Annotated in this window: 11 protein-coding genes and 1 pseudogene; 6 read left to right on the top strand and 6 right to left on the bottom strand. The window is 32.0% G+C overall.

From position 1 onward, the window contains the following. Nucleotides 1-30 precede the first annotated feature (30 nt). On the top strand, nt 31-1,485 hold the full coding sequence (locus DN389_RS14970) for a pyridoxal phosphate-dependent decarboxylase family protein (RefSeq protein ID WP_098190820.1): 1,455 nt from the start codon (nt 31-33) through the stop codon (nt 1,483-1,485). A gap of 111 nt (nt 1,486-1,596) precedes the next feature. Here the strand turns inward: DN389_RS14970 and DN389_RS14975 are convergent, their stop codons facing one another. Together DN389_RS14975 and DN389_RS14980 are read right to left on the bottom strand one after the other, a co-directional pair. Then, nucleotides 1,597-2,553 carry an alpha/beta hydrolase gene (locus DN389_RS14975; protein ID WP_088122293.1) on the bottom strand — a complete coding sequence of 319 codons (957 nt, stop codon included), beginning with the start codon at nt 2,551-2,553 and terminating at the stop codon, nt 1,597-1,599. A gap of 666 nt (nt 2,554-3,219) precedes the next feature. Continuing rightward, nucleotides 3,220-4,220: pseudogene (locus tag DN389_RS14980) on the bottom strand (alpha/beta hydrolase). Nucleotides 4,221-4,761: 541 nt separating this feature from the next. Here DN389_RS14980 and DN389_RS14985 point away from each other — a divergent pair. Beyond that, nucleotides 4,762-6,192 (top strand): ABC transporter permease, encoded by a 1,431-nt coding sequence (locus DN389_RS14985; protein WP_149237319.1) that lies wholly within the window; start codon nt 4,762-4,764, stop codon nt 6,190-6,192. 11 nt (nt 6,193-6,203) lie between these two features. Then, on the top strand, nt 6,204-6,881 hold the full coding sequence (locus DN389_RS14990) for an ABC transporter ATP-binding protein (protein WP_060486770.1): 678 nt from the start codon (nt 6,204-6,206) through the stop codon (nt 6,879-6,881). A 295-nt stretch (nt 6,882-7,176) separates the two neighbouring features. Here the strand turns inward: DN389_RS14990 and DN389_RS14995 are convergent, their stop codons facing one another. From DN389_RS14995 to DN389_RS15010, 4 genes are all read right to left on the bottom strand, one after another. Beyond that, complete coding sequence (locus DN389_RS14995) at nt 7,177-7,359, bottom strand: hypothetical protein (RefSeq protein ID WP_060486771.1); 183 nt, start codon at nt 7,357-7,359, stop codon at nt 7,177-7,179. A 328-nt stretch (nt 7,360-7,687) separates the two neighbouring features. Then, a complete protein-coding gene (gene bla / locus DN389_RS15000) occupies nt 7,688-8,620 on the bottom strand; it encodes a class A beta-lactamase (RefSeq protein ID WP_149237320.1) in 933 nt (310 codons plus the stop codon). A 357-nt stretch (nt 8,621-8,977) separates the two neighbouring features. Beyond that, complete coding sequence (locus DN389_RS15005) at nt 8,978-10,450, bottom strand: sensor histidine kinase (protein ID WP_149237321.1); 1,473 nt, start codon at nt 10,448-10,450, stop codon at nt 8,978-8,980. Then, nucleotides 10,443-11,108, bottom strand: coding sequence for a response regulator transcription factor (locus DN389_RS15010; protein ID WP_088122286.1), 666 nt, complete (start codon nt 11,106-11,108; stop codon nt 10,443-10,445). The genes DN389_RS15005 and DN389_RS15010 overlap by 8 nt, the downstream gene beginning before the upstream one ends. Before the next feature lie 447 nt (nt 11,109-11,555). Between DN389_RS15010 and DN389_RS15015 the strand changes: the two genes are divergently transcribed. The 3 genes from DN389_RS15015 (at nt 11,556) to DN389_RS15030 (ending at nt 13,429) form a co-directional block, all read left to right on the top strand. Then, nucleotides 11,556-12,248, top strand: a complete 693-nt coding sequence (locus DN389_RS15015; protein ID WP_142954138.1) for an HAD family hydrolase — start codon at nt 11,556-11,558, stop codon at nt 12,246-12,248. Nucleotides 12,249-12,449: 201 nt separating this feature from the next. Continuing rightward, the gene (locus tag DN389_RS15025; protein ID WP_149237322.1) at nt 12,450-12,821 is read left to right on the top strand and encodes a DUF4180 domain-containing protein; all 372 of its coding nucleotides are present in this window, start codon (nt 12,450-12,452) and stop codon (nt 12,819-12,821) included. Nucleotides 12,822-12,925: 104 nt separating this feature from the next. Further along, nucleotides 12,926-13,429: a MepB family protein gene (locus tag DN389_RS15030; protein WP_149237323.1), complete on the top strand. Its 504-nt coding sequence runs from the start codon at nt 12,926-12,928 to the stop codon at nt 13,427-13,429. Nucleotides 13,430-13,455 lie beyond the last annotated feature (26 nt).

Genomic DNA, 13,455 nt, shown 5'->3' on the forward strand with positions numbered 1-13,455 from the left:
GCCTTTTTAAATAGAATAGGGGTAAACCAAATGACAAAAAACCTGCAGTTATCAGCTGAAGAGATGCGTCAGTTAGGATATCAAGCGGTTGACTTAATTGTTGATCATATGAATCATTTAAAAAGTAAACCAGTTTCGGAAACGATTGATAGTAATATTTTTAGAGACAAGCTAATTGAAACGATTCCGGAAAACGGATCCAATCCAAAAGAGTTACTTCATTTCCTTAATAACAATGTGTTTAATCAAATTACTCATGTGGATCATCCTCATTTTATGGCTTTTGTGCCCGGTCCTAATAATTATGTTGGTGTAGTAGCAGATTTTTTAGCAAGTGGATTTAATGTATTTCCTACAGCTTGGATAGTAGGTGCAGGTGCTGAACAAATTGAATTAACGACAATCAACTGGTTAAAATCAATGCTAGGATTCCCTGATTCAGCAGAAGGACTATTTGTCAGTGGCGGTTCCATGGCTAATTTGACTGCACTTACTGTAGCGAGACAGGTCAAGTTGAATAATGACATAGAAAATGCGGTTGTGTATTTCTCTAACCAAACTCATTTTTCTGTAGATCGAGCACTTAAAGTATTAGGGTTTAAACATCATCAAATTTGCCGAATTGAAACAGATGAAAAGCTAAGAATTTCAGTTAGTACTTTAAAAAAGCAAATAAAAGAAGATCGATTAAAAGGGAAAAAACCATTCTGTGTTATTGCCAATGCAGGGACAACGAATTGCGGAGCGGTGGACTCTCTCGATGAATTGGCTGATCTATGTGGTGATGAAGATGTATGGCTACACGCGGATGGGGCTTATGGGGCTGCAGCAATTCTCAGTGAAAAAGGAAGGGAGTTGTTAAGAGGGATTCATCGTGCTGATTCTTTGACGTTAGACCCACATAAATGGCTTTTTCAGCCTTATGATGTTGGTTGTGTACTCATTCGAAATAGCCAATATTTAAGTAAAACGTTCCGTATGATCCCAGAGTATATTAAGGATACGGAAACTAATTTAGAAGAAAAAGTGAATTTTGGGGAGCGCGGAATTGAACTTTCTCGTAGATTTAGAGCATTAAAGGTATGGCTTTCTTTTAAAGCATTTGGAATCACAGCTTTTCGTGAGGCAATAGATCATGGTATTATGTTGGCTGAACAAGTTGAAGAGTTTTTAAGGAAAGAAAAAGATTGGGAAGTAGTAACACCTGCTCAATTAGGTATTGTTACTTTTCGTTACATTCCTTGTGGTCTAACGTCTACAGATACAATTCATGAAATAAACAAAAAATTGGTGGAAGAAATTAATCAAAGAGGATTTGCTATGCTAAGTACGACTAAATTAAAAGAAAAAGTAGTAATTCGACTTTGCTCTATCAATCCAAGGACAACAATAGAAGAAATGCTTCAAATCATGATGAGCATAAAAGCAGTGGCAGAGGAAATAAACACTTCGTCTAAACATCTTATATCTGTTTCTCAGCCTTGATATATTAGGTAAGTTTTACGTAATAATAGCCGATTTAAAAGAATCGGCTATTATATTTAAATAAATACTCACCAATGTAAACTATTCATGAATGTTTCTCTTGTAAAGGGATTAAGCTTCAACCTTAGATACTCTTTTGAAACCAGTTTTTATTGCTTGTACTATTTCGTTCACAGCGTAAATAGATACCTCGGCATTTGGATTCAATCCTTCAAACCAGTGATAGGCATTTGGATATAAATGAAATTCGACATCAACACCAGCTTGCGCTAGATTGCTTACATAGGTTAATGTTTCACTGCGGAATGGGTCCAATTGACCAACAAATGTGTAGGTATATGGTAAGTCACTATAATCCTCAGCTCGAGAAGGCGCTGCATAGGCAGGGATTTGATCCGTTCCATACATTTCTCCTAAATACATTTTCCAGCCAGCTTCATTTGCCTTTTGGTTCCAAACAAATCCCTCTTTAATTTCATTCGCTGAAGGTGTATTATTTCGGTCATCAATCATTGGATATAGTGGCATTTGTAAACAAATTGAAGGATATTTTCGATCTCGTGCTAATAATGATAATGCTGCTGTTAGTCCACCTCCAGCGCTTACTCCTGCAACCCCAATTCGATTCGAATCAATGTTTAATAACTCTGCATTATCAGCAATCCATTTTAAAGCTGCATAACAATCTTCAATTGGTGCTGGATAAGGATGTTCAGGAGCTAAGCGATAGTCTACAGATACGACCACACAGCGAGCTTCTTTTGCAAATCTCATACAAGTATCATCGTTATCATCTATAGAACCTAAGATATAACCACCACCATGTATCCATAATAAGACAGGTAAAGATTTATGATTTGATTTTGGACGATAAATTCTTAATGGTAAAGGATTATCATCAGGTCCAACAATGACTTTATCTGTTAAAGAAAGGGAGTCATCAACAACGGTAGGTGGTCTCATTTGAGCTATTCCTTCTCTGATTGATTGCAAATTTTCTGGGCGTAAATCGAGATCCGGAAACATCTCTAACCCTTGTAATAATTCTGGATTTACTCTAGTTTTCATTTTAGCACCTCTATTTGTAATTGTTTTCAAATAAATGAAGTGTATTCTAAGTAGTTTAATTGTGAAAGAACACCACAATTAAATTGTAAATTGGATATGTTATAACGGTCAACAGAATATTCGGAAATTAAAACCTTTCTCAAGAAGGAGTTTCATGCAATTAATAATACAAGTAGCAGATTTAAGAGCAAATTGTTTTAATGCCGTTGTAATTATGTTCATTAGAAAAATTTCTTTTTGAGTTAAGAAAAGGACTAGATTCTTTTTTTTATCTAGACTCATGAAGAATGATGAAAAGCAAAATTTATATATAGTTATCTTAAAAAAATAAACCAAAAGAGAAGAACTAACCAATGTTCTTCTCTCTTTTTTATATGTAATTAGGGTATTCTTAACTGTAAATACGGATGGTATAGATTAATGGATGAATAATTTACTTTTAAATTAATAACGGAATAAATAAAGATTTTTGTATGTAATATTGCATATACAGGGACCACTGGTGAAAATGCTGAGCAATGTTTTTCCATATGGTAAATTAGTTCCTTAGTTATTTATTTTATTTCATTTTCAATCGTGTAAGGCTAGGGGCGAAGATTTACAAAGGTGACTAGTAAAAAATATAACAATATAAGTATAAGATTTTGTACTTAGTAATCTCGCGATTTAAGGCATGACATTGGATAAGTGTGGGGAGTTCAATCGATTTTGAATAAAATCAATAGTATCAGATGCAATTTTTTTACGTTTAAGAACGATCCCGGCATGCCCACATGTATAAATATATCGTGTAGGTCTTTCCCAAGATTCCCACAAGTAGTCTGTATCTTCAGAATGCACATATAGATCGTGCTTACCTGAAATTAATAAAATATTTTCTTTTTTTACTTTTGGCAATGCTTGACTCGGTTCAGTGATTTTCCAATAATCTATTAAATCATCATACGTAACACCATGATGTTCCAAGTCTTCTCTAATAAATTTACCCGGAGTTGTATTCCAAATAGAATAAGAAAGTCGATTTGCATAGAAAATGGATACTAACTTAACCTCTCTTCTTCAACAAGAGAGGTTAAGTTAGTAATAAATCCACCTAAACTAATCCCTATTAGAATCAGGGGACCATTTTTGTTTGCTTTAATCCATTTAATCAAAGCTCGTAAATCAGCTATCGCTTGTCTAGTTGCGTGTACTGTTCGTTCAATATTTGCACTTACCATATACTCTCCACTGAATAAGGATTGATCGGGTTTTCTTTCAAAATGATAGGGTAGAGTGAAATAATACATATTCCACTTCAGGCTGGTCATATGATCGTGGAATATTTTTTTCACACGTTCGTTAGAATCCATTCTCCAACCGTGAACAAAGATAACATGAGGTGTATTTTCATTTTTATGTAAGAATAATTCCCCAGTTACAGAGTCGTTGCGTGAATCACCGGATTGAACCGAGCTTTTATAGTTGAATTGCCCAACCATGTATTCCTTTTCCTGCTTTGAATGCTTAATGTCAAAATGAATATAGGAGGGTTTTACTTTATAAAAAGATTCTATGCCCTTTATATTTAATGAAGTGTTAGAAAGGGAAGTATACTGAAACGCTACACTTCTTTTTTTGTGTAAATCATATAAGGCATACCGATCAATGAGTTTTGAAAAAATCAAATTAACCTCCTCCCAAATACATATTGTTTAAAATATAGAAAAAATTTATGTTTTAAATTAATTAGGAAATATTCTCTTTTCCTAATAGTAGGTGCTTGAATTATAAAAACAGGTGATAAATTTGTATATTATATTATAAAGCTTGTAATAAATAGTTTATACTAAAATTTAAGAAGCAAGTTAACATTCTTTTCTAATTAAAAGCTGTAATATCTATGAGGAACTTAACAATTCCCATATAGATATTCACAAATAGCTTCTCTATATTTATTGTATAGAAATTATACAATAATTTTTTTCATGTTACATACATTAAATTAAGCTTAACCTCTGCTTTTTTCTATAAGTCTCTTAAATTGACTAACTCCTTACCAATATTCTAAAACGACTGTGTTTTTGAATTTGTGTTCTAGCTTTTCTTGACCAGGCCAATGAATAACTACACATAAACTCCTTATATCTCTAGATAAACTACCGATTAGCTCCATATAGACTCTAGATAACATATATAGAATACAAGTTATCAAGGAGGTAAGAGAAAATGAATTTTATGAAACGCGCAATTCTCAGTATGAAAAAAAGGATAGGAACATCATTAATTTTGATGGCAGTATTTCTGATTGTTACAAATTTGGTTCTTTCAGGGTTCACAATCCAAAATGCATCAAAAAAAGCAGCGGATGCTGCAAGAAAAAAACTGGGCGCAGATGTTACTTTAAGTCTTGATTTTGACAAATTAGGTCAACAAGCTAGTGAAACTGGAGAAATGCCTAATCTGCCGAAGCTTAATACAAAAGAAGCAGATCAATTAGCGGATTCAAAATATGTAAATGACTATAATTACATAGGCAGCACTTTTGGAATTTCTGATGGACTTAAACTAGTAGGAGCTTCAGAAGGAGAAGAAGGAGGAAAAGGTAAAGCGGGAATGGCGGCTGTACGAGGCGGTTCAAGCTCTGGTACAGAAATAGATATGAATGCTTCTTTTATGATTGAGGGGGTCCGCAAGACTGCATTACAAGAAAGCTTTAAAAACGGAAAAAGTAAAATCATTGATGGAAAACCAATTACAGAGCAAATGAAGGGTCAGAATGTAGCTTTAATGGAAAAACGATTAGCGGAATCAAACAATTTGAAAGTAGGGGACAAAGTTAAAGTGCAATCAGGGGATAAGAAGGAAACCTTTGAGGTTGAAATTATCGGTATTTACGAAACAAATGAGCAAGCAATGGGTCAACAGGCTCCTCCTATTATGGATCCAGCTAATAAACTATATATGCCGCATTCAACTATGAAAAAATTAGAAGTAGACCAAGGTATAAGTAGTGTTCAAGTCGTGTATTTCTTGAATGATCCACAATATATTGATGCATTTAAAAAAGAAGCAAAAAAATCTAATATTGATTTTAATTATTATAAATTAGATGCGCATGATTCATTGTACAAGCAAATGATTGGTCCTATCGAAAATATCTCTTCGACTTCTCAAATAATTATTTATATTGTTTCAATTGCAGGTGCGATTATATTAGGGTTAATCATTATGCTATCAATTAAAGGACGTCGTAAGGAAATGGGAATTCTGTTATCTATTGGAGAGAAAAAATGGAAACTGATGGCGCAGTTCGTAGTAGAAGTAGTATGTGTCGCTATTTTAGCATTTGGATTATCCATAACAACAGGAGCTAAGGTTTCTCAATATATCGGGGATAATTTACTTTCGAGTGAAATTGCTATTGCAAGCGAAGAAACAGATACCTCGCAAAATGGTACTGTAATGATGGCTGGACCTGGTGGTACTCTACAAAATCAAAAAGAAGATCCAATTGATAAAATTGATGTAAGTGTAACAGGAGAAGATGTAGGAAAAATGGGTGGAATTGGACTAGCTATTGCTATAATAGCAACGCTTCTTCCGGCATTATCTATTCTACGTTTAAACCCAAAACAAATTCTTTTAAAAGATGAATGAGGAGGCTCAATATGGAGACGATTTTACAATTTAAAAATTTGGATTATTATTATGAAAGTAATGGGAAAAATGTAGCGATACTAGACAATGTTAACTTTTCTTTTCAAAAAGGGCATTTCTACACGATTTTAGGGCCATCTGGATCTGGTAAAACTACAACTCTAAGCTTAGGTTGTGGACTGGATGTCCCTAAAAATGGTTATGTACTGTATAATGGCAAAGATATTCGAAAAATTGGTTTGGATCGATATCGTAATCAAAATGTATCTGTAATTTTCCAATCTTATAATTTGATTACTTATATGACTGCTCTTCAAAATGTCCTAACAGCGATGGAAATTACAGGTGTTAAAGTGAAAAATAAGACGGCAAGGGCATTAGAGTTATTAGAGAAAGTAGGACTCACTGAAGTAGAAGCGAAACGTAACGTCTTGCAACTAAGTGGTGGGCAACAACAACGTGTAGCAATTGCTCGAGCATTATCTTGTAATGTTGATTTACTTATTGCAGATGAGCCGACAGGAAACCTCGACGAAGAAACAGCGATGGATATTATAGAACTGTTTCAAGAACTTGCACATAAAGAGAATAAATGTATTATTGTTGTAACGCATTCACAGGAAGTTGCTAAAAAATCTGATCGTGCAGTGTATTTAAGTAAGAAGAAGTTGGTCGTAAACCAAATCTAATACAAATATCTTAGCTTTTTAATTCACATAATTTTCAAAAACCATCCATTTCAAAAGCTTATACTTGATATATAATAAAATCAAGCCATAATCAAAATGGTCTCCCTGTACTGAATGTTAAAATAGTTTGTTGTTTCCTTTTTAACAATACTTGAAAAAGAACTTGTAGGATATTCTACAAGTTCTTTTTATTATAATTGGTTACCTATATCATGGGATAATCACACATAAAAAACGGGACATTACCTAGATATATAATCTAAATGCTGTCCCGTTTAACTGTGTATTTGTATAGTTATTGCAGAATTAAACCTACAATCATAATTAAACTAAATACTATCATCCAACCAAACGCACAATAGCCAAAAATTCTAATCCATTTAGGTAATTGATTCATGTTAATTTTATTTGAGGGAACTCCGTGCATAGAAAACACCATTTTTTGATCTCTATCCCTATTATTTTGTTGTTCATACATAACATCATCACCTTTCTAGAATAGTTGTATGTATAATATATCAGTCTGGAGAAAACTAAGTACCGAATATTAGACAAAATAAAAGTGATTCGACAAATATAGTGGATGGTTCTCTTTTCCAATACAGTATACTATATTTCAAAAAACGAAAATTTGATTACTCAAAAGCTATATATACTAAAGTATTTGCTCATTTAAAATATAGTAAACCTTTACCAAGAGATACTTATTATTCGATATTGATTAATTCGGATAAATTCACTAATACTTCTTAGCGTTTAGACACGTGTATGTCTTTCAAAATATAAGTACCGTAAAGTAGGAGTAATTATTTATTCGTTATTTTTAAAGCATTTAACGCTATTTTAGTTGCGTCTGCAATAAGTTTATCATCGTATTTCGCATCCTCTTTAGCATGATTAGAAAGTATCGCAAGTACAATTGGATTTTTATTTGGTGGCCAAATAATTGCGATATCATTCCTTGTTCCATAAGACCCAGAGCCAGTCTTATCGGCTACTTCCCATCCTGCTGGAACTCCAGCACGGATTAAGTTGTCTTCCGTAGTATTTCTTTTCATCAAATCTATTAAAAAGTTCCGTTTCTCAATTGGAAGGATATCACTTAGCGCGTAAGTTTGAAGACTAGTAGCTAATGCCATTGCGGTACTAGTATCACGAGTGTCATCTGGCTGCACTTCATTTAATTCTGGTTCAAAACGTTCAGGATTTGTAACAGAATCTCCTATTTCTCTTAGTGATTTTTTGAATTCACTTGGCCCACCTAATTGTTTAAGAATAAGATTTTGTGCAGTATTATCACTATATCGAATGGAAGCATCTGCAAGCTCCTTCAGAGTCATACCTGTTCCTACATATTTTTCTGTAATTGGATTGTAGTTCACAAGATCTTTGCTGGTATACTTAATTTTTTGATCTAAATCTTCTATTGATTTCTTTTGTAACAGTGCTCCAACAGCAAGGGCTTTGTGGGTAGATGCGTATGCAAAGCGTTCATCTGAACGATAAGTAACAGTTTGATTCGTACCAGTGTCCAATGCATAAATACCAAGTTTAGCATCATATTCTTTTTCAAGCTTTACAAAAGAATGCCTACTTATATTTTCTTGTTTGGTTTGTTTCGATGGTTCGGATTGAATATTACTATTGGAACAGCTTATAAGCATTACACATGAAAGTAATACTACAGGTAGCATCTTTTTATATTGTGCAATGTGAAAAACCTTCTTTGAAACTATCATACATTTTCAACCTCTTTCAAGAATATATGGATTTTGTATAAGTATTTTACATACCTATACAATTAACAAATGCACTGGATAGCACTTCTCTTGTATTTCTTGCATTACAAAATGAGAGGACTACCAAGAATACCTTTTTTATACGTAATAGACAATCTAAGTAACACATTTGTTCCATTTATGATTAAGGTTTTTAACATATCTATTAACTTTGTTTTTAAGCATCGCAAACTCCATTTTTTGAACTCCACTTAATAAAGTTGGATGGTAGAAATAAAGAGCTTAAAAAACGAAAAGTCCCCCTTATTGATTCCTAATAAGATTATACTTGCTACAAAAACAAACAAACTCGTCCTACTAAGAGGGGAGTTTGTTTGTTTGTTGTTTAGATAAAGGAATGTTCATGCAAAATTGCACACTATGTTCCATATTTTTTATAGAATACTTTATATCTAGTCTTTCAAGAATTTGTTTAACAATATATAGACCTAAACCACTTCCTCCGGTATTTCGATTCCTAGATTTTTCAATTCGATAAAATGGTTTGAAAATTTGTTGTATATCTTCATCTTTAATATTGATACCTGTATTTATAATTTGCATTTTAATTTGACCTTGTTTAGAATCCTTACTTAACTTTATATAGACTTTTTCATTATGTGGTGAATACATAACTGCATTATGGATAATATTTTTACATGCTTTTTCAAAAAGAACACGATCTGTATAAACAGAAAGGTCAGAGTCAATTTCTTTTATTATTTGGATGCTTTTTTGAGAAGCGAAAAATTCAAGATCTTTTGTGATTGTACCTATTAACTTTGAAAGATTAACTTCTTCTATTTTTAGTTTAAAAGTGTGTTGTTCTAACTTTGACATACTTAAAATTTCACGAACTAGTTGTTCCATACTTTCAATAATTTGATGATTTTTCTTTAAATATTGATCACGATTTTGATAAGGGCCAATATTGTATATCATCCCTTCTAAGTATCCTTTCATTACAGTAAGAGGGGACTTTAATTCATGTGCTACAATCGCAAAAAACTCTCTGCGTTTTGTTTCTATTTCTCTTTCTTTTTCAATATCATTTTTTAATTGCTCATTTGCTTTTTTTAAATCAAACATAGCTTGTTGTAAGTTAATAGACATGTCATTCAAACTATTAGATAATTCTCCTAACTCATCTGTGGAGCGAACCTCAATTTTTTCGGAGAAATCTAAATTTGCCATCTTTTGTGCACCCTCATTAATATAAATAAGTGGCTTTGTAATAAACCTGGAATAGAAATAAGCACTCCCTATACCAATTACAATCACAATGATACTAATATAGGGGAGAAAGCGCGCTAATACTTGCGAAGCTTCATCAATCGGTTGAAATGTTGCGAACACTACAAGCGTTAAACTACCATCTTGGAATTGAATTGGTTCCGTAACATTATATGAATTGCTAATGGTACCTGCATTCTCAAATCGTGCTGCTTTAGTAACTACTGTTGTTTGTGTACCACTTTGAATAAAAGAAAATGAAGGCGAGTAAATAATTATTCCTTCTTTATTTTGAAGCGAAAGCATCGCGTTATTTTTTTTTGCGTATTCATCAAAAAGTGGTATCGCATCTTGAAACGTAAGATCTTTGGATTTATCAATTATTTCTTTTATCCCTGTTTGAAGTTGATCTGTTTTGTATTGCTCATAAAACGTAGGGAGAAAGAAATATAAAGTTAAATAAATCAACACTGCAAAGGATAACAAAATGAGAGATGTAGTCATAAAGAGTTTATAAGTAATTTGCTTCATCTTCATGATTTTTACAATTCTATTCATCAATTTTATAACCAATACCCTTTATTGTTCTAATATAGGGGATAGCTAGTTTTTTACGTAGATTTTTAATATGTGTATCTATTATTCGTGTTTCTCCAAAATAATCGTATCCCCAAACTTTTTCTACGATATTTTCTCTTGTAAGTACTTTTCTCTCATTTTGAAATAGTAGTTGTAGAATTTCGAACTCTTTTGTCGTTAACAAAATTTCAACATCATTTACATATACTCTATATGCATCAACATCTATGCGCACTTCTTTGAATACTAAATGATTATTTACATTTTTATCATAACTTCTTCTAAGTACAGCTTCGACTCGTCTAATCAAAACATGAAACGAAAAGGGTTTTGTAATATAATCATCAATCCCAAGATCGAACCCTTTCATTTGATCTTCCTCTTCTTCTAACGCAGTTAGCATAATAATTGGTATGTTTGACTGACTTCGAATCATTTTAGCAACTTCAAATCCATTAAGATTGGGCATCATTACATCTAGAAGAACTAAATCAAAGGATTGCTTATTAAATTGTGTCATACCCTCTAGTCCATCTGAAGCAACTACCACTGTATACTGTTGTGTCATTAAAAATTGTTTAATTAATTCCTGAATTTCTTGATCGTCCTCAACCACGAGGATATGATAGTTTTTCATAATATCACCTCTGGTAGTCATTATAGCCGTACTATCTGTAGTTTATGTGGAGATACAGTAGGAAACTTCATAGGACGTTTAACGTAGTAACTCCATTTTCAAGATTGTGTATTCTCCATAAAAAAGTATTATTACCCATATTCCTTTTTTATGGAGAAATATTTGTGTGCTTGAAAAAACTTATTATATAAAAAGCTAAACGATTAATATTTACAAAAAACTAATGTATAATAATGTAAATTGCATGTAGTTTTTTAAACTGTTTGAAAATATACTTTCGATACTTTACTAGAAGGGGAAAGGGAGATGAATTTAAATATAAAAGAAGCCAGCGAAATTTTAGAGCGTACGCCACAAACTTTTTAGTTTTTTTGCTAATTTAGTAAAGGCCTAAGGTGCGAACAAGGGATTATTTAAATCATGTGAGAAAGGTTGTGAAATTATTTGATGGGTTATAAAGCGATGCTGTTTGATTTAGATGATACGTTACTTGATAGGGATAAAGCAGTAGATAACTTGTTTTTATTAGTTTTAGAAAAGTGTTATGAGGGTGTTAGTGATACAGTCAAAAACAATATGTTACAGAAATTCAAAGAATACGATAAAAGGGAATACGGCATTAGTGATAAAACGATAGTTTTAGAATCATTATTTGATGAATTCGCGCCGAAATATAGATTGCCACGCGATTATATCCAGGATTTTTGGAATTTAAATTTCCCTAAATGTTTTTCGATAGACCAAAATACTATTCATTTCTTAAATCATATAAAGAGGCACTTTAAAATTGGAATTATAACAAACGGCTCAACGCATAGACAAAAAGCTAAAATAATTAACACGAATTTAAACAATTACTTTGATACGATTATTATTTCTGAAGAAGTAGGATTGAGTAAACCTGATAAACGTATATTCGAACTAGCATTAAATAAGCTTAATGTGCAACCAGAAGATGTATTATTTATTGGAGATGACTTAGAAAAGGATATTGCTGGTCCTCAAAATGCAAATATAAAAGGTGTGTGGTTTAACCCTCAGAGAATCAAGAATACTACCCAAATACAACCATATGCCGAGATTAACACTTTGGATAGTTTGTTAAGTTATGTTAATCCACAATATTTTTATAACAAGTAAAAGCAATTTCATATATATATTCAAAAATATAAAAAGAGAAACTATCATTAATTTCATTGACCGTATTAATAATAAAAAATAGATATTTACAATAAAAAATAGAGGCGATTTTAATAGCTGCGGCTAATTTAATCTATGATTAATACAAAGTTTTGTAAAACAATTTTACTCATACTGTGTAAATTATAAAGAGGTGGGACTATGGAGATAAAGAAAGTAGTAATCGATGGAATCAATATTGCGGTCATTAGAAACGATAAGGTATTAATATCCGATGTTCAATCTGCATTAGATACTATAGCAACAGTTCAATATGAGGTAGATGCGAAACATATTATTATCCCAAAATCTTTAATAAGCGAAGACTTCTTTGATCTAAAGACACGTCTTGCGGGCGATATTCTTCAAAAGTTTATAAACTACAAGGTAAAGTTTACTATCGTTGGAGATTTCTCTATGTATACTAGTAAAAGCTTAAAGGATTTTATTTATGAATGTAATAAAGGAAAAGACATTTTTTTCTTAGCAACTGAACAACAAGCAATTGAAAAACTAAGTACATTAAAGCAATAATAATACCCCAGTAAAATCTCCCCTTTTTCACATCGCGTATTATTTACACCATATAAGAACTGATGTTTGTGGTAAACTAAGAGATGAATAAAGGGGGAGTTTTCTTGTACAATTTTAATGATACAATCCGAAATTTAAACAATTTAGTTTACAAACCTAACAATTTAATGATTACGAATCTAAAAGAAGAAAAGCAAAACGCAGAATATGTAGGATGTTTATTTCACTTAAATAACAAAACCATTCGTTTTAGAAAGTCAAAAATTACCCCTAATAAAATTGGGCAATTTGTTTCTTTTTGGGAGAAAGATGACAATATGCAAAATCAAGCATTTCCTTATGACGCTGCTCCTGACTTATTAGTTATCACTTGTATAGATGATAATCAACTAGGACAATTTATTTTCCCTAAAGAAATTCTTCTTAAAGAAAAAATATTAAAAACGCAAAGTCAAAAAGGGAAGATGGCTATGAGAGTTTATCCAATTTGGGATACCCCTGTTAGCAACCAAGCGAAAAAAAGCCAAATGTGGCAACTTCATTATTTTGTTGATTTAAGCGATCATAATAATTTACCTATAGATAAACTATTACATTTGTATTTGTAGCTTCTTTTCTTAAGTAATCTTGTGAA

Origin of the sequence: Bacillus sp. AY3-1 (genome assembly GCF_008368785.1) — a bacterium.
GTDB lineage: Bacteria > Bacillota > Bacilli > Bacillales > Bacillaceae_G > Bacillus_A > Bacillus_A wiedmannii.

What these genes read in the sequence shown, in the direction of transcription:
- DN389_RS14975 (WP_088122293.1), bottom strand. Translation starts at nt 2,553, where the DNA reads ATGAAAACTAGAGTAAATCCAGAATTATTACAAGGGTTAGAGATGTTT.
- DN389_RS14990 (WP_060486770.1), top strand. Translation starts at nt 6,204, where the DNA reads ATGGAGACGATTTTACAATTTAAAAATTTGGATTATTATTATGAAAGT.
- DN389_RS15005 (WP_149237321.1), bottom strand. Translation starts at nt 10,450, where the DNA reads ATGAATAGAATTGTAAAAATCATGAAGATGAAGCAAATTACTTATAAA.
- bla (WP_149237320.1), bottom strand. Translation starts at nt 8,620, where the DNA reads ATGATAGTTTCAAAGAAGGTTTTTCACATTGCACAATATAAAAAGATG.
- DN389_RS15015 (WP_142954138.1), top strand. Translation starts at nt 11,556, where the DNA reads ATGGGTTATAAAGCGATGCTGTTTGATTTAGATGATACGTTACTTGAT.
- DN389_RS14985 (WP_149237319.1), top strand. Translation starts at nt 4,762, where the DNA reads ATGAATTTTATGAAACGCGCAATTCTCAGTATGAAAAAAAGGATAGGA.
- DN389_RS15010 (WP_088122286.1), bottom strand. Translation starts at nt 11,108, where the DNA reads ATGAAAAACTATCATATCCTCGTGGTTGAGGACGATCAAGAAATTCAG.
- DN389_RS14970 (WP_098190820.1), top strand. Translation starts at nt 31, where the DNA reads ATGACAAAAAACCTGCAGTTATCAGCTGAAGAGATGCGTCAGTTAGGA.
- DN389_RS14995 (WP_060486771.1), bottom strand. Translation starts at nt 7,359, where the DNA reads ATGTATGAACAACAAAATAATAGGGATAGAGATCAAAAAATGGTGTTT.
- DN389_RS15025 (WP_149237322.1), top strand. Translation starts at nt 12,450, where the DNA reads ATGGAGATAAAGAAAGTAGTAATCGATGGAATCAATATTGCGGTCATT.